23 protein-coding genes, 1 tRNA gene and 1 pseudogene are annotated in these 22,009 nt (G+C 71.0%); 13 read left to right on the top strand and 12 right to left on the bottom strand.

What is annotated here, in order from left to right; genetic code table 11:
- Position 1: 1 nt before the first annotated feature.
- Positions 2-763, bottom strand: coding sequence for a G5 domain-containing protein (locus O7553_RS28235; protein ID WP_281552582.1), 762 nt, complete (start codon positions 761-763; stop codon positions 2-4).
- 193 nt (positions 764-956) lie between these two features.
- A complete protein-coding gene (locus O7553_RS28230; RefSeq protein ID WP_281552581.1) occupies positions 957-1,604 on the bottom strand; it encodes an NAD(P)H-dependent oxidoreductase in 648 nt (215 codons plus the stop codon).
- Between the two features lie 122 nt (positions 1,605-1,726).
- On the opposite strand from O7553_RS28230, the gene O7553_RS28225 reads away from it, so the two are divergent.
- On the top strand, positions 1,727-2,218 hold the full coding sequence (locus O7553_RS28225) for a MarR family transcriptional regulator (protein ID WP_281552580.1): 492 nt from the start codon (positions 1,727-1,729) through the stop codon (positions 2,216-2,218).
- Between the two features lie 107 nt (positions 2,219-2,325).
- Here O7553_RS28225 and O7553_RS28220 read toward each other — a convergent pair.
- Positions 2,326-2,412: transfer RNA gene (locus O7553_RS28220), tRNA-Ser, on the bottom strand.
- A gap of 173 nt (positions 2,413-2,585) precedes the next feature.
- Here O7553_RS28220 and O7553_RS28215 point away from each other — a divergent pair.
- Complete coding sequence (locus O7553_RS28215; RefSeq protein ID WP_281552579.1) at positions 2,586-3,575, top strand: NAD(P)H-quinone oxidoreductase; 990 nt, start codon at positions 2,586-2,588, stop codon at positions 3,573-3,575.
- A 20-nt stretch (positions 3,576-3,595) separates the two neighbouring features.
- Here the strand turns inward: O7553_RS28215 and soxR are convergent, their stop codons facing one another.
- Positions 3,596-4,036 (bottom strand): redox-sensitive transcriptional activator SoxR, encoded by a 441-nt coding sequence (soxR, locus tag O7553_RS28210; protein ID WP_281552578.1) that lies wholly within the window; start codon positions 4,034-4,036, stop codon positions 3,596-3,598.
- 47 nt (positions 4,037-4,083) lie between these two features.
- Between soxR and O7553_RS28205 the strand changes: the two genes are divergently transcribed.
- Together O7553_RS28205 and O7553_RS28200 are read left to right on the top strand one after the other, a co-directional pair.
- The gene (locus O7553_RS28205; protein ID WP_281552577.1) at positions 4,084-4,935 is read left to right on the top strand and encodes a transketolase; all 852 of its coding nucleotides are present in this window, start codon (positions 4,084-4,086) and stop codon (positions 4,933-4,935) included.
- Entirely contained in the window at positions 4,928-5,824 is an 897-nt protein-coding gene (locus O7553_RS28200; protein WP_281552576.1) for a transketolase, read from the top strand. Before O7553_RS28205 ends, O7553_RS28200 begins: the two co-directional genes overlap by 8 nt.
- Positions 5,825-5,882: 58 nt before the next feature.
- Here O7553_RS28200 and O7553_RS28195 read toward each other — a convergent pair whose 3' ends face one another.
- From O7553_RS28195 to O7553_RS28185, 3 genes are all read right to left on the bottom strand, one after another.
- On the bottom strand, positions 5,883-6,590 hold the full coding sequence (locus O7553_RS28195; protein WP_281552575.1) for a glycosyltransferase family 2 protein: 708 nt from the start codon (positions 6,588-6,590) through the stop codon (positions 5,883-5,885).
- A 393-nt stretch (positions 6,591-6,983) separates the two neighbouring features.
- Entirely contained in the window at positions 6,984-7,436 is a 453-nt protein-coding gene (locus O7553_RS28190) for a hypothetical protein (RefSeq protein ID WP_278172483.1), read from the bottom strand.
- Positions 7,437-7,491: 55 nt separating this feature from the next.
- Complete coding sequence (locus tag O7553_RS28185; protein ID WP_281552574.1) at positions 7,492-8,664, bottom strand: thiolase family protein; 1,173 nt, start codon at positions 8,662-8,664, stop codon at positions 7,492-7,494.
- A 159-nt stretch (positions 8,665-8,823) separates the two neighbouring features.
- On the opposite strand from O7553_RS28185, the pseudogene O7553_RS28180 reads away from it, so the two are divergent.
- A pseudogene (locus O7553_RS28180) lies at positions 8,824-9,228 on the top strand (PH domain-containing protein); the annotation flags it as partial.
- Between the two features lie 48 nt (positions 9,229-9,276).
- Here the strand turns inward: O7553_RS28180 and O7553_RS28175 are convergent.
- Both O7553_RS28175 and O7553_RS28170 read right to left on the bottom strand, forming a co-directional pair.
- Positions 9,277-10,215 carry a rhomboid family intramembrane serine protease gene (locus O7553_RS28175; protein WP_281552573.1) on the bottom strand — a complete coding sequence of 313 codons (939 nt, stop codon included), beginning with the start codon at positions 10,213-10,215 and terminating at the stop codon, positions 9,277-9,279.
- A gap of 155 nt (positions 10,216-10,370) precedes the next feature.
- Complete coding sequence (locus O7553_RS28170) at positions 10,371-10,898, bottom strand: peptidylprolyl isomerase (protein ID WP_281552572.1); 528 nt, start codon at positions 10,896-10,898, stop codon at positions 10,371-10,373.
- Between the two features lie 237 nt (positions 10,899-11,135).
- Here O7553_RS28170 and O7553_RS28165 point away from each other — a divergent pair, with 237 nt between their 5' ends.
- Complete coding sequence (locus O7553_RS28165; RefSeq protein WP_281552571.1) at positions 11,136-11,660, top strand: hypothetical protein; 525 nt, start codon at positions 11,136-11,138, stop codon at positions 11,658-11,660.
- Positions 11,661-11,739: 79 nt separating this feature from the next.
- On the opposite strand, the gene corA is transcribed toward O7553_RS28165, so the two are convergent.
- Both corA and O7553_RS28155 read right to left on the bottom strand, forming a co-directional pair.
- The gene (gene corA, locus O7553_RS28160) at positions 11,740-12,792 is read right to left on the bottom strand and encodes a magnesium/cobalt transporter CorA (protein ID WP_281555783.1); all 1,053 of its coding nucleotides are present in this window, start codon (positions 12,790-12,792) and stop codon (positions 11,740-11,742) included.
- 163 nt (positions 12,793-12,955) lie between these two features.
- Positions 12,956-14,053, bottom strand: a complete 1,098-nt coding sequence (locus O7553_RS28155) for a PLP-dependent aminotransferase family protein (RefSeq protein ID WP_281552570.1) — start codon at positions 14,051-14,053, stop codon at positions 12,956-12,958.
- Between the two features lie 103 nt (positions 14,054-14,156).
- Between O7553_RS28155 and O7553_RS28150 the strand changes: the two genes are divergently transcribed.
- From O7553_RS28150 to O7553_RS28130, 5 genes are read left to right on the top strand one after another with little or no spacing between them, the layout of a single operon-like run.
- A complete protein-coding gene (locus tag O7553_RS28150) occupies positions 14,157-14,633 on the top strand; it encodes an NUDIX domain-containing protein (protein ID WP_281552569.1) in 477 nt (158 codons plus the stop codon).
- Positions 14,630-15,418: a hypothetical protein gene (locus O7553_RS28145; protein ID WP_281552568.1), complete on the top strand. Its 789-nt coding sequence runs from the start codon at positions 14,630-14,632 to the stop codon at positions 15,416-15,418. Before O7553_RS28150 ends, O7553_RS28145 begins: the two co-directional genes overlap by 4 nt.
- Positions 15,419-15,471: 53 nt before the next feature.
- Positions 15,472-16,203 (top strand): phosphocholine cytidylyltransferase family protein, encoded by a 732-nt coding sequence (locus O7553_RS28140; protein WP_281552567.1) that lies wholly within the window; start codon positions 15,472-15,474, stop codon positions 16,201-16,203.
- Positions 16,191-17,258: an iron-containing alcohol dehydrogenase family protein gene (locus tag O7553_RS28135; protein ID WP_281552566.1), complete on the top strand. Its 1,068-nt coding sequence runs from the start codon at positions 16,191-16,193 to the stop codon at positions 17,256-17,258. The genes O7553_RS28140 and O7553_RS28135 overlap by 13 nt, the downstream gene beginning before the upstream one ends.
- A gap of 7 nt (positions 17,259-17,265) precedes the next feature.
- Entirely contained in the window at positions 17,266-17,964 is a 699-nt protein-coding gene (locus O7553_RS28130; RefSeq protein ID WP_281552565.1) for a CDP-alcohol phosphatidyltransferase family protein, read from the top strand.
- A gap of 39 nt (positions 17,965-18,003) precedes the next feature.
- On the opposite strand, the gene O7553_RS28125 is transcribed toward O7553_RS28130, so the two are convergent.
- Complete coding sequence (locus O7553_RS28125) at positions 18,004-19,221, bottom strand: glycosyltransferase family 4 protein (RefSeq protein ID WP_281552564.1); 1,218 nt, start codon at positions 19,219-19,221, stop codon at positions 18,004-18,006.
- A gap of 46 nt (positions 19,222-19,267) precedes the next feature.
- Between O7553_RS28125 and O7553_RS28120 the strand changes: the two genes are divergently transcribed.
- Entirely contained in the window at positions 19,268-20,143 is an 876-nt protein-coding gene (locus tag O7553_RS28120) for a DNA-formamidopyrimidine glycosylase family protein (protein WP_281552563.1), read from the top strand.
- Between the two features lie 322 nt (positions 20,144-20,465).
- Positions 20,466-21,977, top strand: coding sequence for a sugar transferase (locus O7553_RS28115; protein WP_281552562.1), 1,512 nt, complete (start codon positions 20,466-20,468; stop codon positions 21,975-21,977).
- Positions 21,978-22,009 lie beyond the last annotated feature (32 nt).

The following is a 22,009-nucleotide window of genomic DNA, read 5'->3' as shown; positions in this document are numbered from 1 at the left end:
ATCACTCGCAGGCGACGCCGTCGCCGTCGCGGTCCAGGCCGTAGACGTCGGATCCGACGACCCGCACCGGCCCGCTGACGTACGCCGGACCGTTGCCGCTGCCGCCGGCACAGTCGACATCGCTGGCGAACGGTACGCAGGCGCCGGTGTAGCTGGGGTGGCACTGCTGGGTGATCTTGGTGCCGACCAGCACCACCTTGGTGACCGGCTGCTTCGTCACCTTCTCACTGATCAGTTCCTTGGCGGTCTGCACCCCGTCGGTGTAGGTCACCCGGTAGGTCAGCGTCTTCACGCCGGTGACACCCGCGGTCTTCACCTTCGTCTTGCCCTTGGCGAGATTGGGGTCGTCGACACGCTTCTCCTTGAAGGGAATCTCCCGCGTCTCGGTCACCGTCTTCGTCTCCACCTTCGGCTGCGCAACGCTCGGGACGGAGGCCGTCGGGGACGGGCTCGGGCTCGGGGTCGGGGAGGCGGTCGGCGAAGCGGTCGGGCTGGCCGAGGTCGAACCGCCCGCCACGGCGGAGGTCGCCGGTGCCGACCGGTCGCCGTCAGCGCCACTTCCGCTGAGCGCGGTGAGCTTGTCACCGGTGGCCTGCGGCTCCGAGGAGACCAGGCTGGCCAGGAACGAGCTGCCGCCGCAGAGCAGGACGAAGACCGCCAGACCGACGCCGAGGTAGGCGGCTGCCTTCTGGCCGGGGCCGAGCCGCCCGGCACCGGTGGTGGGCAACGGACGCTGGTTGATGTCGCGCGCTGGATAGGTCACCGGCGAAGTGTGCCGGTCGGCATCGATGGCTCACAGCAGTCGAAGAGGGACAGTTTCCGGCGACCAGGACCATCGGAGGTATCCGATCATCCTTCTTCGTCAGACCTCCGGCTCGGTCCAGCTCGGACCCAACGGCGGCGGCGAATGTCCGAAGCGGCAAGGTGCCTGTTGGACAATCAGCCATCCTTCATGTTCAGGCCGGGACGGGCAGCGCGCCCAGGGCACGACCGGCCTCCCGGGCGGCCTGCAGCGCTCCGGCGTGCAACTGCGCCGCTTCGTCTGTAAAGGAGTCCAGCGCGGGGTTGACCCCGACCAGGGTGAACTCACGTTCCACCACGGTGAGCTCAGCACCCCAGCAGTCGGCGATGACCCGCCGCAGGTACGGCGTGGAGTGGTCCCAGCCCTCCCGTGGGGTGCCCGGTCCGTACGCGCCGCCACGGACCGTGGCGAGCACGACCGGCTTTCCGGCGAGGAACGGGACCCCGGTCGCCCGTGGATCGGCCAGGACCACATCGAGGTACGTCTTGAAGTGCTGGGAGACGCCGTAGTTGTAGAGCGGTACGGCGAACAGGATCGCGTCGGCGGTGATCAGTTCGTCCACGAGTGTCGCGGCGAGAACGACGGCGTCGCGCTGCTCGGCGGTCTGCTCCTCGGCCGGTGTCATGCCGGCGGTCACCGCAGCCGCCCAGACGGTCGAGGGCAGAGTGTCGACACCGACATGGCGGGCCACCACCGGGTCGCCGGGGTGGGCGGCGCGCCACTCCTGCTCGACGATGTCGGCGATCTCGCGGCTTGCGGAACCGTGCGTACGGATGCTGGCGTCCAGCCGGAACAGGGTCACCACTACTCCAGATGCTCGTAGGTTCAAGCTTGAAGCTCGACGGTAGCTGGCTTTGGTTCAAGCTTGAACTGGTTGAGACATCCGTCACTTCAACGGTGAACCGCAGACGTACGCTTGGGCTTGTGCCAGACGAACCCCAGTGGCTGACCGACCGCGAGCGCGAAGCATGGTTGGCCCTGGCTAAGCTCATGTTCAAGCTGCCCAGCGCGCTCGATGCTCAGCTGCTGCGGGACAACGACCTCACGCTGTTCGACTACTTCGCGCTCAGCGTCCTGTCCATGACACCCGGCCGCACCCTGCGCCTGAGCGACCTGGCCGGTCAGCTCTCCAGCTCGCTGTCCCGGCTGTCGAACGTCGTCAAACGCCTGGAACGACGCGGTCTGCTGCGGCGCGAGCCCGACGCCGACAACCCCCGCTACACGACTGCCGTACTCACCGACGCCGGCTGGGAGTTGGTCGTTGCCGCCGCCCCCGGGCACGTCGCCGCCGTCCGCCGGTACGTCATCGACGGCCTCACCGACCACCAGATCGACGTACTCCGCGAGATCGCCTGCCACGTCGCCCGCAACCTCGCGCACGGAGACTCGGCGAGTCATACACCAGATACCTCATGAGCGCCGGATGAGGTTCCTGGTGTATGACTCGTCGCGATGTTCACGCATCACGAAGACGCCCCCTGACCGGAGTTGGCTCTGTCAGAGGGCGTTCTTGCTTGTCGGAGCGGAGGGCGTGGGATTCGAACCCACGAAGACATTGCTGCCTTACCGGTTTTCAAGACCAGCGCCATCGGCCACTAGGCGAGCCCTCCCGGTGCGGCGGGCCGGGGACGGTCGGCCACCGCGTCACTGTGCCCTAGTGTGCCACGGACGTCCGACGGCACTCCGCGCCGCAGGTTAACGCGGCGGTAGCCGAGGGCGCCATCAGGATTCACCAGCCGGGTTCGCCAGGCGGCACACGGGCCGACCCGGTAAGACTTATCCCATGTACGCGATCACCGTGCCGCAGCCCGGCGGACCCGACGCCCTGGTCCGGGCCGAGGTGCCCGACCCCTCCCCGTGCCCGGACGAGGTGATCGTCGACGTCGCCGCAACCGCCGTCAACCGGGCCGACCTGCTGCAACGGCAGGGACACTACCCACCGCCGCCGGGCGCGTCGCCGTACCTCGGGTTGGAATGCTCCGGGGTGATCAGCGCGGTCGGCGCGGACGTCTCCCACCACAAGGTCGGCGACCAGGTGTGCGCGCTGCTGGCCGGCGGCGGGTACGCCGAGCGGGTCGCCGTGCCCGCCGGGCAGCTGCTGCCGGTGCCGGCCGGGCTGAGCCTGGTCGACGCCGCCGCGCTGCCCGAGGTGGCCTGCACCGTCTGGTCGAACGTGGTCAAGCTGGCCGGGCTGCGGGCCGGCGAGTCGCTGCTGGTGCACGGCGGCGGCAGCGGGATCGGCACCTTCGCCATCCAGCTCGGTGCGGCGCTCGGCGCGACCGTGCTGACCACCGCCCGCGCGGCCAAGCATGAACAGCTGCGGGCGCTCGGCGCCCACCACACGATCGACTACACCACGGAGGATTTCGTCGCCCGCGCCCGCGAGTTGACCGGCGACGGTGACGGCGGGGTGGACGTGATCCTCGACATCATCGGCGGTGCCTACCTGGAACGCAACGTACGGACGCTGGCCACCGGCGGCCGGTTGACGATCATCGGGTTGCAGGGCGGCCGCACCGCCGAGCTGAACCTGGGTGCGCTGCTGACCAAGCGGGCCACGATCTTCGCGACCACGCTGCGGTCCCGGCCACTCGCCGAAAAGGCGGAGATCGTCCGCCGGGTGCACGACCAGGTCTGGCCGCTGGTCGCCTCGGGTGCGATCCGCCCGGTCATCGACCGCCGGATGCCGATGGCGCAGGCGGCGCAGGCGCACCGGATCGTCGAGAGCAGCGACCACCTGGGCAAGGTGCTGCTGGTGACGGAGCAACGCTAGCCGCCCTCGAGCGGCAAGTGCTAGCCGCCATCGAGCAGGATGCGCGGACCGGGTCCGGTGGCGGCCAGCCGGTCGGCCGGGTTGTACAGCGTGCACGACCGCAGCGACAGGCAGCCGCAGCCGATGCACCCGGTCAGGTCGTCGCGCAGCCGGGTCAGCAGCGCGATCCGTTCGTCGAGCCGGGCCTGCCAGCGCTGGGACAGCCGCGCCCAGTCAGCCTTCGTCGGGGTACGCGACTCGGGCAGCTCGTCCAGCGCCTGGCGGATCTCGTCCAGCGGCACCCCGATCTGCTGGGCGATCCGGATGAACGCGACCCGGCGCAGCTCGGTGCGGTCGTACCGGCGTTGGTTTCCGCCGGTACGACCGGCTCGGATCAGCCCGATCCGCTCGTAGTACCGCAGCGCCGACGGTGCCACCCCGGACCGGGCGGCCAGATCGCCGATGGTCAGTGTCCGCTGCATCACACCACCCTTGAGTTGAAGTCAACTTCAACTTGCAGGGTAGGGGCATGCCAGCCTTCGTAGCCAGCCCGGTCGCGCCGCCGCATCAGCCGCCGACCGACACCGGGTACGCGGCCCTTCCGCCGCTGCTGCGCCGGATCACCGGCGACGAGAAGCATGAGCCCAGCGCCAACTCGACGTTGGACGTCCTCTGGGTCCTCTACGACCGGATTCTGCGGATCAGTCCGCAGACCGTCGACGCCGCCGACCGCGACCGGTTCCTGCTCTCCAAGGGGCACGGTCCGGCCGCCTACTACGCCGTACTCGCCGCTAAGGGGTTCATCCCCGACGCCTGGCTCGACGACCTGGCCGGGCCGGACAGCCCGCTCGGTCACCACCCGGACCGGCTGCTGGTGCCCGGGGTGGAGATCGGCTCCGGCTCCCTCGGGCACGGGCTCGGCCTCGGCGTCGGCATGCTGCTCGGTCTGCGCGCCCAGGGCCTGACCGACCAGGCCAGCGGGGTCAATCGGGCCGGCGGGGCTGGCGGGGTCGGTCGGGCCGGTCGGGTCGGCGGAGCCCGGGTCTACGTCCTGGTCGGCGACGCCGAGCTCGACGAGGGGTCGAACCACGAGGCGATCGCGTACGCCGGCAGCCGGCAGCTCGCCGAGCTGACCGCGATCGTCGTCGACAACGACTCGGCCACCCACGGCTGGCCCGGCGGGCTGGCCAGCCGGTTCAGCGTCAACGGCTGGACCACGACGATCGTCGACGGCCGCGACCACGAGGCGCTGACCGCAGCGCTGACCGGCCGCGACGGGGTACACCCGCACCTGGTGGTCGCCCGGACTCCGGCCAAGTACGCCGCGTCGGAGCCGGGCGAGTACACCACCTCGGGTAGCAAGGAGAACGGCCATGCGTGACGCCTTCACCCGCGCCACCACCGGCCTGCTGGACGACGATCCGCGTACCGCGTTGGTGCTGGCCGACATCTCGGCCGAGGCGTTCGCCCCGGCCGCCCGCCGGCACCCCGACCGGGTGCTCAACGTCGGCATCCGCGAGCAGTTGATGATCGGCGTGGCCGGCGGGCTGGCGTTGACCGGGCTGCGCGCCATCGCCCACTCCTACGCGCCGTTCCTGGTCGACCGGGCGTACGAGCAGATCAAGCTCGACCTCGACCACCAGGGCGTCGGCGCGGTGCTGGTCAGCATCGGCGGGTCGTACGACGCGGCGGCGGAGGGCCGCACCCACATGTCCCCTGGTGACGTGGCGCTGCTGGACACGGCCGGGTCGTGGACGGTGCACGTACCGGGCCACCCGGACGAGGTCGGGCCGTTGCTGCGGGCGGCGGCCGGTCACGACGACGCCGTTTACCTGCGGCTGGCCGCTCGGGGCAACGGCAGCCCGCACGGTGACGGGGTGTCGGGTCGACTGGTGACGGTGCGTCGGGGCAGCGGGGGAGCCCCGGTGGTCGTCGCGGTCGGCCCGATGCTCGATGCGACGCTGGACGCGGTCACCGGGTTGGACGTGACGGTGGCGTACACGAACACGCCGCGCCCGTTCGACGTCACCGGCCTACGGATGCTCGTCGACTATGTCGACCCGGTGGTGGTGCTGGTCGAGCCGTACCTGGCCGGGACGTCGAGTCACCTGGTCGGCGCGGCGCTGGCGGGCCGGCCGCACCGGCTGCTGTCGTTGGGCGTCGGGCGGGAGGATCTGCATCGGTACGGCAGTGCGGCGGACCACGACCGCTGGCACGGGCTGGATCCGGCCGGGCTGCGGCGCTCGGTCACCCGGTTCGTCAACGGCTGACCGGGACCCGTCAACGGCTGACCGGATTCGTTGGCAGCCGGGCGGGAGACGGCGGGGCTCAGGCGCCGGGGACGGCACGCCCCTGGCGCCTGGTCCGCTCCCGACCCAGGATCCACATTGCCTCGACCCCGTCCTTCCAGGTGATCTTCTTGCCTTCTTCCCGGCCCCGGGCCCGGTAGGAGATCGGTACCTCGTACGGGCGGATCCGGCGACGCAGCAGCTTGCCGGTGACCTCCGCCTCCATGCCGAACCCGCGCGAGCGCACGTCGAGTGAGCGGTACAACGACAGCGGCAGCAGCTTGAAGCAGGTCTCCAGGTCGCCGATGTAGGAGTTGAACATCACGTTCGCCGCCGTGGTCACGGCCTTGTTGCCCATCACGTACCAGAAGCTGTAGGCGCTGTGACTGCCAAAGGTCCGGTTGCCGTAGACCACCGTGGCCCGACCGTCCAGCACCGGCTCGAGCAGCTTCGGGATGTCCTGCGGGTCGTACTCCAGGTCTGCGTCGAGGATCACCATGTAGTCACCCTCGGCGGAATCCACCGCGGTCTTGATCGCCGCGCCCTTGCCGGCGTTACGGGGATGGGTGATCACCCGCAGCCGTGCGTCGTCGACGCTCTCCAGGATCGCACCGGTGCCGTCGCGGCTGCCGTCGTCGACGACCAGGAACTCGATCTCGCACGGATAGTCGACAGCGAGCGCCTGTTTGAGGGCATCGCCGACCCGCGCCTCCTCGTTGTAGACCGGCATGAGGATCGAGAGCTTCACGGTGGTCTCCGAATGCGTACGGTGGCAGTGGACCCAGACTAGCCCAACCCGTCGGGCGGACGGGCCCGGCGAGCCGCAGGTGCGCCTCCAGGTCGCCCGGGAGATTTTCGGCGGCGGTCGACCTCCACTCGGAGTAATGGTGGGCGGTAATCTCGCCCCATGGGCGAGAGAGATGATCTGCCGGGGCCAAGGCGACGGCGGCCGCCGATCTGCCCGAAATGCCTCGGTGCCGGCAAGGCCTTCACCTTCGCCCTGATCAGTGGCCGCACCCGCGAGGTGTGGTTGAAGTGCTCGGCTTGTTCCGGGTCGATCCAGTCACCGATCGCCGGTCCGTGACCGACTGGCCACCAGCCGCTACGACTACGCCGCTTTCAGCCGGCCGGTTCCTGCCAGTCAGGCGGCGGCACCACTGCGGGCGTCCAACGGGCGGGCCAGGAACGCGTAGCCGAACAGGGCTTCGATGTGGCTGGCTCGCGCCGGGTCGCCGGCCTTGATGAGGAACCGTTCCCGGATGCCGTCGACGGCAGTGACCGCCAGTTCAACGATGCCGGCCCGCGGATCGGTGGTCCAGGTGACGTGGTCGAGGTGACGCAGTTCGCTGTTGAGGTGCAGCCGTAGCCGGCGCCACAGCAGCGTCTCCTGGGTCACCACCAGCCGCCGCCGGGTCAACAGGAGCAGGTAGTCACCCTGCATCGGCTGGTCGGGGCGTTGGCACCGGGTGACGAGCACGGTGCGTTCGTTGGGCGAGACACAGCGGCGGAACACCGGCATGTGCCGACTGGTGGTCGAGATCGGGACGGCGGTCTCAGCCGCCGCCGGCAGGAACGTGCGGGAGAAGACGTCCATGTCGTGTTAACGACACGTCAATGTGCAATGACTCGGGGTAACGGTGAAATTTCAGCTACAGAATTTCCACGATGGTCGCGTTGGCCATCCCGCCGCCCTCGCACATCGTCTGCAGTCCGTACCGGATGCCGTTGGAGCGCATGTGGTGCAGCATCGTGGTCATGATCCGGGCACCGCTGGCCCCGAGCGGATGGCCCAGCGCGATCGCACCGCCGTGCGGATTCAGCCGGGCCGGGTCCGCACCGGTCTCGGCCAGCCAGGCGAGCGGAACCGGAGCGAACGCCTCGTTGACCTCGTACACCCCGATGTCGGTCAGGTCGAGCCCGGACCGGCGCAACGCCTTCGCCGTCGCCGGAATCGGGGCGGTCAGCATCATCACCGGGTCGTCACCGGCCACCACCGCGGTGTGCACCCGCGCCAACGGCCGTACGCCGTGCGCCCGGGCCCACTCCGACGTGGTCACCGCGAGCGCCGCCGCGCCGTCGGAGATCTGTGACGCGGAGCCTGCGGTCACCACCCCGTCGGCCCGGAACGGCGTGGCCAGCTCACCGAGCTTCGCCAGCGAGGTGTCCCGACGGATGCCCTCGTCGGCACCGAACTTGTCGGCGCCGGTGACCGGCACCGGCGCGATCTCAGCGTCGAACTCGCCGGCGTCCTGGGCGGCCGCCGCCCGCTGGTGGCTGGTCAGCGCGAACTCGTCCAACGCGGTACGCGACAACCCCCAGCGCCGCGCGATCAGCTCGGCGCCGACCCCCTGGTTGAACGGGACGGGATCATCCGCGACGACGCCGTCGACCCCTCGGTACCGGTCCCGCACCTGGTCGCCGAACGGCCGCCCGGCACCGGTGCTGGCCCCCATCGGTACCCGGGTCATCGACTCGACGCCGCCGGCCACCACCAGGTCGGCCTGCCCGGAGATCACCGTGGCGGCCGCGAAGTGCAGCGCCTGCTGGCTGGACCCGCACTGCCGGTCGACGGTGGTGCCGGGCACCGATTCCGGCCAGCCCGCCGCGAGTACGGCGTTGCGCCCGATGTTCCAGCTCTGGTCGCCCGCCTGGAACACGCAGCCCCAGACGACGTCGTCGACGTCGGCCGGTTCCAGACCGGTCCGCTCGGCGAGCGCCCGCAGCACGTGGCTGGACAGTTCGACCGGATGCACCGACGCCAGGGCACCCTTGCGTCGCCCGATCGGGGTCCGGACCGCTCCGATGATGACCGCGTCCCTCATGCCTACCTACTCCCGGGTAACCTCGTTTTCCGAATCGTACGCCGCGACCAGCGCGACCGGCATCCTCGCCCCGCGCGACCGGCATCCTCGCCCCGCGCGACCGGCATCCTCGCCCCGCGCGACTGGCATGCTCCGCCGGTGCACAGCCATCCTTGACCGATGCACAGCGAACCCACGGAGCTGACCTGGCGGGTCGCCGGCAAGGTCCCGGCTGGCAAGATCGCGGTCGCCGTACTGATCGGTGCCGCCGGCCTGCTCCTCGGCGACGGCGATCCGGTCCGGCTGGTCCTCGCGCTGCTTGCCGCCACCGGCCTGGTCGGCTGGGCGGTCCGCGACCTGGTGGTGCCGGTACGGCTGGCCGCCGGGCCGGACGGGGTCAGCGTCATCACCGGTTTTTCCCGCCGGCACACCATCGCCTGGGACCGGATCGAGTCGATCAGCGTGGACCGTCGCGGCCACCGGGGCATCCGCAGCGAGTTGTTGGAGATCGACGCGGGCGACTCGCTCCACCTGATCAGCGGCAACGAACTGGGCGGTACCTCGCCGGACGAGGTCGCGGCGGCACTGCAGCGGGCTGCGCTGCAGAGCGTGTGCCCGGCCGCGCCCGGACCGTCAACCGGCGTGCACCAGGGCTATCCGGGCCACCGTGACCAGGATCAGGAACAGCAGAACGGCACCGGCACCGACCGCCTGCACGACGGTACGGTTGGTACGCGGAGCGTAGGCCAGGATCACCCCGATCAACCCGCCGGTGATCAGACCGCCGAGGTGACCGGCGATCGACAGGCTGGACACGGTGAAGGTCAGGATCAAGTTGATCACCAGGATGCCGACCACCGCTGAGGTGTCCCGCTTCAGCCGGCGCAGCACGATGAAGAACGCGGCGAACAGGCCGAAGACCGCAGTGGACGCACCGGCGGACAGCGCACCCGGGTCGACCAGGTAGGCCGCGACGTTGCCGCCGAGCCCGGCGATCAGATACAGCGCCAGGAACCGGGCCGGTCCGAGCACCGCCTCCAGGTTGCGGCCGAGCACCCACAGCGCCCACATGTTGAACAGCAGGTGCAACAGCCCGTAGTGGATGAACATCGCGGTGATCAGCCGGTAGACGCCGCCGCCGTCGATGCCGACGAAGACGTCGCCGTACCCGGGCAGCGCGCCGGCGAGGACGGCGCCGTTGGCCCGGACGGTGACGTCCGGGCCGATGACCCCGCCGAACGCGTGCAGCCGCCCGGCGGCCGAGAAGAGCCCGGCACCGAGCAGCGAGCCGCCGCCGGAGATCGCCACCCCGATCAGGGCGACGACCGCGTTGATGCCGATCAGGACCTTGGTGACGGTGCCCTGCTGGCCGGCGGCACTGCCACCGAAGGCAGTGCGCGCCGACCGTTGGGTCCGTCGCCCTTCGGCGACGCACTCCGGGCACTGGTGCCCGACCGCGGCGTCCCGCATGCAGTCGGGGCAGATCGGCCGCTCACACCGGGCGCACCTGACCCAGGTCTCCCGGGACGTGTGCCGGTAGCAGACCGGCACCGTCGGGGCCGGATCACTCATCACGCCACCTCACTGCACGCCACCTCACCGCGCCGGGGACGACGACCCGCGCCGGAGCCGGCGGCCCGTGCCGAGAGCCGGCAACCCGGTGCTCGTTCATGAGCGCCAAGGTTACCCGGCGAGTTTCGCGGCGGCCGCCTCGTGACCGGTCGGCTTCAGCCGACCCGCTCGATCTCCACGCGGTTGATCACCACGTCGCTGAGCGGACGGTCCGCCGGGTTGGTCGGCGTGTTCGCGATCGAGTCGACGACCTTCGCCGAGTCCTGGTCCGCCACCTGACCGAAGATCGTGTGCCGGTTGTTCAGGTGGGTGGTCGCGCTGACCGTGATGAAGAACTGCGAACCGTTGGTGCCCGGTCCGGCGTTCGCCATCGCCAGCAGGTACGGCCGGTCGAAGCGCAGCTCCGGGTGGAACTCGTCGGCGAACGTGTAGCCCGGACCGCCCCGACCGGTGCCGGTCGGGTCGCCCATCTGGACCATGAACCCGCTGATCACGCGGTGCGAGATGGTGCCGTCGAAGTACGGACCGCTGCCCGGCTGACCGGTACGCGGGTCGGTGTACTCACGGGTGCCCTCGGCGAGCTCGACGAAGTTGCGGACCGTCTTCGGTGCGTGGTTGGCGAACAGCTCCAACCGGATCGGTCCATGGTTGGTGTGCAAGGTGGCGTAGACAGCCTCAGCCACGGGTACTCCTCAGTTGTTGGTCAGTTCCATGCGGATCCTCCCATGTGCCCGATCCGGTCACACGGAGGCACCCGAAGGTGGAGGATGACGGCGTAACGACGGCACAGGAGGTAGGCAGCGGTGTTGAGGATCTCCAGGCGCGCCAGGCGGCGGGATCTCGTCCGAGCAGAGCTCGGCGAGAGCCTTGATCATTTCATGCAGGCGGCGACGCACGCGGCCGGGGGCGTGGGGGCCACCGTGGGACCCCGGATCCACGCCGCCCGGGACGCGGTGGCACCCACCGCTGACCGGGTACGCGGCTCCGCGTCCCAGGGCATGACCGCGACCATGGCCACGCTGGCTCCGCTGGCGGTGGCCGCCGCCGACGGGGCCCGCAGGGCAACCAGGAAGGCGAAGACGAAGAACATGAAGAACATGAAGAACATGAAGAACATGAAGGCAGCGAAACGGACCGCGATGCCGGCGATGAAGGCGAAGCTCACCCCGTCGAAGCGTGCCAGGCACAGCCGCCGCCGCTGGCCGATGATCGTCGGCGTACTCGCGGCGGGAGCCGCGATCGGCACCATCGCGGTACGGCGTCGCCAGGCCACGCAGTGGGAGGAGTACGACCCGGGTCAGGCGCTGGACACGATGCGGGCGGCCGGCGGTGCCACCCACGAGTCGGTCACGCCGATGCCGGCCGACGGCGGCAAGCCGCACGGCGACCCAATCTCCGCGATGGACAGCGACCCGACGACGACCGCCCGTAACGGGCGCGCCTGAGTACCGGCGGTCGGACCGTGCCGCTGCGGGCGTCGGCGGACGCCCGCAGCGGCACGACACCGCAGCGGCACGACGGCGTTCAGAGCCAGCCGTTGCGCCGGAACGACCGGTACAGCACCAGTGAGATGCCCAGCATCAGGGCGAGCACGACCGGGTAGCCGAACTCCCAACCGGTCTCCGGCATGAACTCGAAGTTCATCCCGTAGATGCCGGCCAACGCGGTCCACACCGCGGCGATACCGGCCCAGGCGGCGATCTTGCGCATGTCGTTGTTCTGCGCCACGGTCACCTGCGCCAGCCGGGCCTGCAGGATCGAGTTCAGCAGGTCGTCGTACGCGTTGACCTGCTCCACCACCCGGCTGAGGTGGTCCTGCACGTCCCGGAAGTAACGGCGGATTTCGGCCGGCACGTCATCGTTGATCTCGGCGGTCAGGGTCATCATCGGCCGCTGCAGCGGGGCGACGGTGCGCTTGAACTCCACCAGCTCCCGCTTCAGCTGGTAGATCTCGTGCACCTTGTCACTGGCCTCGGGCGAGAAGACGTCCGCCTCGACGGTGTCCAGGTCGGTCTCGATCCGGTCCACCACCTCCAGGTAGAGGTCCACCACCCGGTCGGTGATCGCGTACGCCACCGCCCACGGCCCCTGCACCATCAGGTCCCGGTTGCGTTCCAGGTCGGCCCGCACCGGCGCCAGCCGGCAGGCGTCGCCGTGCCGCACGCTGATCACGAAACCCTGCCCGATGAACAGCATCACCTGGCCGGTCTCCACCACCTCCGAGTCGCCGGTCAGCTTCTCGTGGTCGACGTACCGGGCGGTTCGCAGCACCAGGAAGTTGACCTCGCCGAACTGCTCCAGCTTGGGCCGCTGCTCGGCCTTGACCGCGTCCTCCACGGCCAGCTCGTGCAGCCCGTAGGTGTCGGCGATGCCGGCCATCTCGGCCAGGCTCGGCTCGTGCAGCCCCAGCCAGACGAACGCGTTGCGCTCCCGGCGGGCGGTCGCCAGCGCCTCGGGATGCTGCCACGAGCCCGGCTGGCGGATGCCGTCGATGTAGAGCGCGCAGTCGACCACCCCACTGCGTTCCTCAACCGACGACGGGTCCGGCGCGAGCGGGGTCTCGGTCGAGGTGAGCATCCGGCTGACCGCCCGGACCGGGGCCGTCCAGGCCCGCGACAACGCGCGGCTGCTCCCGCCGTCCGGCCACCGCTGCTGCCCACGGTCCTGGTCCGCCATCCGCCCGTCTCCTTCCCGGCACCCCGGCACCCGCCCGGCCGAAGCCGGCAGAGACGCCGGCCGGCTACCCCGCGCGTACCTCGTCGATCGCGGCCGCCAACCGGCGTACGCCTTCGTCGATCTGGTCGACGGTGACCGCCGAGTAGGCCAGCCGCAGCGCGTGTTCGCCGCCGTCGAGCAGGAAGTCACTGCCCTTGACCACCGCGACACCGCGCTGCGCGGCCGCCGGCACCAGCGCGTCCACCGCCACGTCGTCAGGCAGGTCGACCCAGAGGAAGTACCCGCCGTCCGGCTCGGTGAACCGTACCCCCGGGATGTGCTTGCGCAACGACTCGGCCAGCACCCGGGCGCGCTCGGCCAGCGCGGTACGCACCGTGGTGATCGACCGGTCCAGGTCGCCGGAGACGCAGAACTGGTGCACGATCGCCTGGGCCACCATGCCCGGTGAGATGTACAGGTTGGTGGCGCGCGCCGCGATCTCCTTGATCAGCCCGGCGGCGCCGACCAGGTAACCGACCCGCACACCCGGGCAGACCGTCTTGGTGAAGCTGGAGGCGTGCACCACCACGCCGGCGGTGTCCAGCGACAGCATCGACGGCAGCGCCTCGCCGCGGAACCGGATGTCGGCGTACGGGTCGTCCTCGAAGATGGTGAACCCGAACTCGACCGCAAGCTCCAGCAACGCCCGCCGCTTCGGCAGCGACAGCGTCACCCCGGCCGGGTTCTGGTAGTTCGGGATGACGTGCGCCAGCCGCGGCCGCACCCCGGACTCCAGGAGCTTGCGCAGCTCGTCGGTGTCCAGCCCGTCCGGCTGCAGCGTCACCGGGTGCACCTCGGCACCGAGCTGACGCAGGTTGAGCAGCGTCCGGTCGTACGTCGGCCGCTCCACCACCACCGCGTCGCCCGGCTTCACCAGGTGGTCGAAGAGAAACGCGTCGGCCTGCAGCGACCCGTTGGTCACCAGCACCTGCTCCGGCGCGACCCGGTGCTTGTCGGCGATCCAGCGGCGCAACGGAACGTAGCCGACGGAAGTGCCGTAGGCGGTCACCCCGGCCGGGTCGGCGTCGAAGGCCCGGCCGGCGGCGGCCTTCAGCCCGTCGACGTCGACGATGTCCAGCGAGGGCGCCCCACGGGCGAACGAGATCAGCTGCTCGGCGCTCATGGGTGCCAGCGTACGACCTGCCCGGCCGATCACCGTCGGCTGGTGCGGCAGCACACATGCTGGTCCTGGTTCTTCCCCCGGGGTGCTCGCTAGGGTCACAGGCGTGTCCGCCCCACCCCCCGACCGTGCGGCAGCCAGCGAACCGCTGCGCTGCGTCGCGGCGTTGATCGTCGACGACGACGGCCGGATCTTCTTCCAGCGCCGCTCGCCGCAGCGTCGACTGTTCCCCGACACCTGGGACATCGCCGGCGGCCACCTCGAAGCCGGCGAGACGCCGATCGAAGCCCTGCACCGGGAGGTACGCGAGGAGACCGGGTGGACCGTCTCCCACATCCTCGCCGAGGTCGGTGAGTACGCCTACGTCGGCAACGACGGCATCGCCCGGGTCGAGCTCGACTATCTGGTACGGGTCGACGGTGACCTGGCCAATCCGCAGCTCGAAGCCGGCAAGCACACCGAGTTCCGCTGGCTCGCCGCCGACGCGCTCGACGTGCTCGACGAATCGGCTCACGTCAACGACGGGCTGATCCGGCGGATCGCCGAGAACGGCTTCGCCGTACTGCGCTCCCTGAGCCTGTGAGCGCCGGCGACCAGCTGTGGCTGCCCGGTCACCAGTGCGCGGCGCTCACCGCCCCCGTCGTCGACCGGGTGCACCGGGCCGCGATGGCCGCCGCCGACACCGCCGGGGCCGAGCTGCGTCAGCGGTACGGCGGTCCGGCCGCCGTCGGCTACCTGGTCGACCTGCGGACCCGGCTGGCCGCGCCGGCCGGCCTGGTCGACGCCGCCGGGTTCGCCGCCGTCACCCGCTACCAGGACGCGGCGAGCTGTCAGCGGGTGCTGGACAAGCAGGTCGCGTACGGGATGCTGGTGCGCCATCCGGACGGGGCGTTGCGGGCCACCGAACGTGGCGGCGCCTTCCTAACCGACCTGTACGGGCTGCACGCCACGGTCACCGGACAGATCTGGGGTGCCGAGCACGCGGCCCGGCTGGCCCGGCTGGTCGAACTGACCGGCCGACTGCTGGCCGCCGCGCTGGCCGGCACCGGCGACGCCGGCCCGGACACCGACACCGGCGGGCAGGACGCGTTCCGCGCGGTCGCCCCGCCGTACGAGCCGGAGGGCACCCCGGCCGGGGTGCTGCTACTCAACCGGCTCACCGTGCTGCGCTACCACCGGGCCGACGCGCACGCCGCCGCCTGGACCGCCGCCGGGCACACCGCCCGCAGCATCGTCGACCTGCCGCCCGGCCCGGCCCGGCTGGCCATCGAGCAGGAGACCGACCGCCGGGCCGCCGGCCCGTACCAGTCGCTGGAGCCAGAGCAGCGGTTGATGCTGCTCGCCGACCTCGCCGCGCTTCCCGGCTGATGCCGCTATCCTCCACCGGTACCCCACCCACCCCTCACCAGGAGGACCGTCTGATGATCGGTCTCGTGCTCGCTGCCGGAGCGGGACGGCGGCTGCGGCCGTACACCGACACTCTGCCGAAAGCGCTGGTACCGGTCGACGGGGAGACCACGATCCTGGACATCGGGCTGCGCAACCTCGCCGCCGCCGGGCTCACCGACGTGGTCGTCGTCGTCGGCTACGCCGCGGACGCGGTCCGGACCCGGCAGGCCGACCTGCAGGACCGCCACGGAGTGAAACTGACCCTGGTCGACAACGACCGCGCCGAGGAATGGAACAACGCGTACTCGCTGTGGCTGGCGCGGGAGCACTTCGCCGCCGGTGCCCTGCTGGTCAACGGCGACACCGTGCACCCGGCCAGCGTCGAGCAGACGCTGCTGGCCGGGCGCGGGCCGGGCATCCTGCTCGCCGTCGACACGGTCAAGAAGCTCGCCGACGAGGAGATGAAGGTCGTCTTCGACGACGCCGGGCAGCTGACCCGGATCACCAAGCTGATGGATCCGGCGCAGGCGCACGGCGAGTACATCGGCGCGACGCTGATCGAGGCGTCGGCCGCCGCCGGGCTCGCCGAGGCGCTGGAGGCGACCTGGCGGCGCGACCCCAACCTCTACTACGAGGACGGCTACCAGGAGTACGCCGACCGTGGCGGTGAGGTGCGGGCAGCGCCGATCGGCAACGTCGACTGGGTCGAGGTGGACAACCACGACGACCTGATCAAGGCGCGGGACATCGCATGCCGCTACTAGCCCGTACCGTGCACACCCCGCTCGCCATCGACGTGCGCCGGGGTGCCGTCGCCGGCCTGGGCGCGCTGCTCGCCGACCGCCGGATCTCCGCCGGCGGCGAGGTCGCCGTGGTGGTCGGCCCCGGCCAGGGCGAGCGGATCGCCGAGCTGATCGCTCCCGGGCTCGGCCGGGCCGACGTCTTCACCGTCGCCGGTGGCACCCTGGAGGCCGCCCACGAGCTGGGCGAGAAGCTGCGGCAACGCTCCTACGACGCGGTCGTCGGCATTGGCGGCGGCAAGACCATCGACACCGCCAAGTACGCCGCCTCCCGGTACGCCGTACCGATGGTGAGCGTGGCGACCAGCCTGGCCAACGACGGGATCGCCTCCCCGGTGGCGTCGCTGGACCACGACGGCGGACGTGGGTCGTACGGCGTGCACATCCCGCTGGCGATCGTGGTCGATCTGGACTTCGTCTCCGACGGCCCGGACCGGCAGACCCGGGCCGGCGTCGGGGACGCGCTGAGCAACCTCAGCGCGGTCGCCGACTGGGAGTTGGCGCACGCGGTCCGCGACGAGCCGATCGACGGTCTCGCCGTGACGCTGGCCCGCACCGGGGCGGAGGCGCTGATCAGCCATCCGGGCGGGCTCGGCGACGACGCGTTTCTGACCACCCTCGCCGAGGCGTTGATCCTGGGCGGGATCGCGATGGCGGTGTGCGGGTCGAGCCGGCCGGCCAGCGGCGGCTGTCACGAGATCTCGCACGCCCTCGACCTGCTGCATCCCGGGGCCGGTTCGCACGGCGAGCAGGTCGGGCTGGGTGCGCTGTTCTGTACCTTCCTGCGCGGGGACCGGCTGCGGTTCGGGCAGTTGGCGGCGGCGCTGCGCCGGCACGGGCTGCCGGTGCGCCCCGCTGACCTGGGGCTGACCGACGACGACTTCGTCGCCGCCGTGCTGCACGCCCCGCACACCCGGCCGGACCGGTACACCATCCTGGAACACCTGCACCTCGGTGCGGATGCCGTCCGGGGGCGGCTGGCAGAATACCTCGATGCCCTCAGCATGCCTTCAAGGTGAACAAACAGTGTCTACCCCGTTCCTGAAAGCCTTCTTTCAGGCAAACAGAGGGGGTGGGCTGTTCAGCGAGGCGGTCAGCCAGCGGCTGGGGGCGGTGTTCGCGTACGCCGCCGCCCGGCTGCGGTTGGCACCGACCGTGCTGACGGTGGCGAACCTGCTGCTCGGGCTGGCCGCGTCGGTAACGGTGATCGCGACCGCCGACGCGGTGGCCGACGGCTCCGTCCCGGCCTGGCTGATCGGGCTGGTCGCGCTGGTCGGCTGGCAGATCGCGTACGCGCTGGACTGCGCCGACGGGCAGTTGGCCCGGGTGACCGGGCAGACCAGCGCGGCCGGGGCCCGGGTCGACGTGCTCTGCGACGTGGCCGCGCAGATCGCGCTGGTCACGGCGCTGTCCGCGGTGGCGGTGGCGCAACTGCCGGAGACCCCGGTGTGGCTGCTCGCGGCGTTCGCCGGCACCTGGATGGTGAACCTGGTGACCTCGGTGATGCAGGCCGGCCCGAACGCGGCCAGCATGGTCACCTCGACCTCGCTGCCCGTACGGCTGGTGAAGCTGATCCGCGACTACGGCGCGGTGATCTTCGTCGCCGGGTTGGTGCTGACCGTCGCTCCGGTGCTGACGGTCTGGCTGATCGCCGCGTTCACTCTGGTCAACGGCGGTTTCCTGCTGGCCAGCATCACCTTCTCGGCCCGCGCCGCCCTACGCTGACCGACCCTCACGGGCCGGAAGATCGATCTTGGTGGCGGGTCAAGTGATCCTGGTGGTGACCGCCTCGTAGATCGCGAGGTGCCGCTTCATCACCACGTCGGGGTGGAAGGTCGTCTCGTAGCGGGTGCGGGCGACGCCGGCCAGCGCGGCGGCGCTGGCGCGGGCGACCGGCAGGGCGGCGGCAAGTGCGGCAGTCTCCGGCGGCACCACCCAGCCGGCAGCGGCGCCGGTGCCAGCATGGCCAGCCGTGCCGGTGCCAGCATGGCCAGCCGCGTCGGCGCCGATCAGGTAGGGGATGCCGCCGAGGGCGGTGCCGAGCACCGGCCGGCCGCTGGCCAACGCCTCGATCACCACGGTCGGCAGGACGTCGTGCCAGGTGGAGACGGCCAGCACCACGGCGCTGGCGCGCAGCGCGTCGCGTACCGCTGATCTGTCCAGCGGGCCGAGGAAGTCTATGTCGGCGCGGCCGGCGGCGGCCGAGGTGACGAGCGGCCGCAGCTCGCCGTCGCCGCCGATGCGCAGTGTGCCGAGCGACCCGTCCGGGTGCCGCTGCCAGGCGTCGAGCAGCAGGCCGATGCCCTTCTCCGGGGTGAGCCGACCGAGAAAGAGGAAGCCGTCGCCGAGCGGGGCGGGCGGCCCGGGATCGGCGATCGCGTTCGGCTTGACCACGACCCGCTCGTCGGGGACGCCGTAGTCGCGCAGGTGCCCGGCGACCGCCGAGGTGAGCGCGATGAACCGGTCGACCGACCGCCAGGTGGGCCGGTGCAGCGCCAGGGTCGCCGCCATCACCGCGCTCTGCGCCCGGGAACCCCGGTAGCAGCGGTGCACCACCCCGGGCAGGCCGATCGCCCGGCCCCGGCACTCGGTGCAGATCCGGCCGTCGCGGAAGTACAGCCCGGCCGAGCAGACCTGCCGGTAGTTGTGCACGGTGTGCACCACCGGCACCCGATGCCGGTGCGCGGTGCGGATCGCCCAGGGCGAGATCAGCGGGTACGGGTTGTGCAGGTGCAGCACGTCCGGCCGGTGCTCGGCGAGCAGCCGGTCCAGGTCGCGTTGGGCGGCCGGGGCGTAGCTGGGCGAGATCGGCAGCAGCGCCTTTCCGGTGGCCGGCAGCGCCGGAATGTCGTCGGAGCTGCGCAGGAACGGGATCACCTCGACGCCGGCGGCGGTGAGCTGGTCGATCTCGCTGTCGACGATGACGTTCTCGCCGGACGGCTGGGCCTGCCGGTATCGGTTGTGCGCCACGACGACTCTCACCGGTCAACCCTCCTGCTCGACGTCGTCAGACGCTACCGTCTAGGACGTGCCCGAGTTGCCGGAGGTACAGGCGCTCGCGGCCTACCTGCGCCAGCGCGCGGTCGGCCGTCGGGTCGAGCGTGTCGAGGTGTCGGCGATCAACGCGCTCAAGACGTACGATCCGCCGCCGTCGGCGGTCGCCGGCGCGGCGGTGACCGACGCCGGCCGGCACGGCAAGTTCCTCAACGTCACGTTCGGCGCGACGGCCGGCGGGGCGGAGCTGCACCTGCTGGTACATCTGGCGCGGGCCGGCTGGCTGCACTACCGGGAGTCGTTTCCCTCGGCCGCGCCGTTGAAGCCGGGCAAGGGGCCGATCGCCGTACGGGTCCGCCTCGACGACGGCTCGGGCTTCGACCTGACCGAGGCCGGTACGCAGAAGAAGCTGGCCGCGTACCTGGTGACCGATCCGGCGCAGGTGCCCGGGGTGGCCCGGCTGGGTCCGGACGCGCTCGCGGTGGACCCGGGCACCTTCGCGCAGCGGCTACGCAGTCGGCGGGGTCAGGTCAAGGGGGTGCTGACCGAGCAGGAGGTGCTGGCCGGCATCGGCAACGCGTACTCGGACGAGATCCTGCACACCGCGCGGTTGTCGCCGTTCGCGTTGACCAACCGGCTCACCGACGATCAGCTGGCGGGGTTGTACGAGGCGGCGCGGCGGGTGCTGACCGACGCGGTGGACCGGTCGGTGGGTCAGCGGGCGGCCGAGCTGAAGGGCGAGAAGCGCTCGGGGATGCGGGTGCACGGTCGAACCGGCCTTCCCTGCCCTGTTTGCGGCGACCAGGTGAGAGATGTCTCTTTTGCAGATTCGAGCCTGCAGTACTGCCCCACCTGCCAGACCGGCGGCCGCCCACTCGCTGACCGACGGTTGTCCCGTCTTGTGCGTTAGGTGACGAAATGGGGCGCAGAAGTCTGTACGCCCCGCGCCACGGCGATCTGCACCACAAAGGAGACTTCCTCGGGGACGATCCATCGGTATAGTGGCCCGGTCCCAATGCTCAACACCACCGGAACCGCCGGTCCCCACCGTTCGGCCCGGGGGGCGTAAAGTCACTCGGGTTACCGTCCGTGTACGGGCACCGTGAGAGACTGAGCTGGTGGGCGAGCCAAGCCTTCACGGAGAGTAGGCGGCACGTGTCACGCGGGAGGACGTGGGTGAGGTGACAACAAGCCTCCAGCGCCCGGTAACCAACACCAGCCGGAGCAACAGGGTGCGCCACGTCGACAGCTTCGAGATCCAACCGCCGACGCCGACACCGACCAACGGCGTACCCCGGTCCGCCTGGGCCCGGGCACGGCGTCGCGCGTCGCGCTGGCACCGTCCGTACACCGCGGCCCTGCTCGCGCTGGACTTCGCGGCGGCGGTGCTGGCCAGCTACCTGTCGATCTCGCTGTTCGAGAAGGCCACCTCCGGGTTCTCCGACGCCGACGTGGACGCCACCTGGTTCCACACGGTCACCTACCTGCTGCTGCCGCTCGGCTGGGTGGTGGTGCTCTGGGGCACCGGCTCCTACGACCGGCGCTACCTCGGGCTCGGCACCGACGAGTTCAAGCGGGTGCTGCGCGGTGGGGTGACGGTCGCCGCCAGCGTCTCGTTCCTCGCCTTCGCCACCAAGACCGACCTGTCCCGGCTCTCGGTGGCCACCGCGCTGCTCGGCGCGCTGGCGTTCATCCTGATGGTCCGCTTCCTCGCCCGGTACGCCCTGCACGTACTGCGTCGGCGGATCGGGCAGGCCACGCACCGGATGGTGCTGGTCGGCACCCTGCCGGAGACCCTGGAGGTCTTCACGGCGGTGACCCGTAGTCCCGCCGCCGGGCTGATGCCGGTCGCGATCCACCTCACCGACGGCTACGCGGCGGCCCGGGGTCTCGAGACCCCGGTGCCGGTGTACGCCGGCCGCAACGTCCTCGCGCTGGTCCGGGAGGTCGGCGCGGACACCATCGCGGTCTGCGGCTCGGCCAGCTCCGAGCCGGGCGAGCTGCGCCGGCTCGCCTGGCAGCTGGAGGGCAGCGGGATCGACCTGGTGGTCGCACCGCAGCTGACCGACATCGCCGGTCCACGGGTGCACATCCGGCCGATCGAAGGTCTGCCGCTGCTGCACGTCGAGGAGCCCACCCTGTCCGGGCTGGGCTGGCTGGCCAAGAACCTGCTGGACCGGGTGGCCGCCGGGCTGGGTCTGATCATGCTGGCGCCACTGTTCCTGGCCGTGGCGATCGCGATCCGGTTCTCCGACCGGGGCCCGGTCTTCTTCCGGCAGCCCCGGGTCGGCCACGAGGGCCGGGTGTTCCGCGTCTGGAAGTTCCGGACCATGTACGTCGACGCCGAGGAGCGGCTCGCCTCGCTGGTCGACCAGAACGAGACCGACGGCATGCTGTTCAAGATTCGCAACGATCCGCGGGTCTTCCCGATCGGCCGCTTCCTGCGGGCCAGCTCGATCGACGAGCTGCCCCAGCTGATCAACGTGCTCAAGGGCGAGATGTCGCTGGTCGGGCCGCGGCCGCTGCCCGCCGACGACGGTGACTTCCTCGGCGACGTCCGGCGGCGGCTGCTGGTCCGGCCCGGGATGACCGGGCTGTGGCAGGTCTCCGGCCGGTCCGACCTGTCCTGGGACGAAGCGGTCCGGCTGGACCTCTACTACGTCGACAACTGGTCGCTGACCTACGACCTGAGCATCCTGTGGCGCACCATCGGCGTCGTGCTGGCCCGCAAGGGTGCCTACTGACCGATCCCGGATGCCGACGGATGACAGAAAGT

The sequence above is a fragment of the Solwaraspora sp. WMMA2059 genome, assembly GCF_027497315.1.
Taxonomy (GTDB): Bacteria; Actinomycetota; Actinomycetes; order Mycobacteriales; family Micromonosporaceae; genus Micromonospora_E.
Note: the sequence above shows the minus strand (reverse complement) of the source record. Positions and strands in the feature narration are given on the sequence as shown.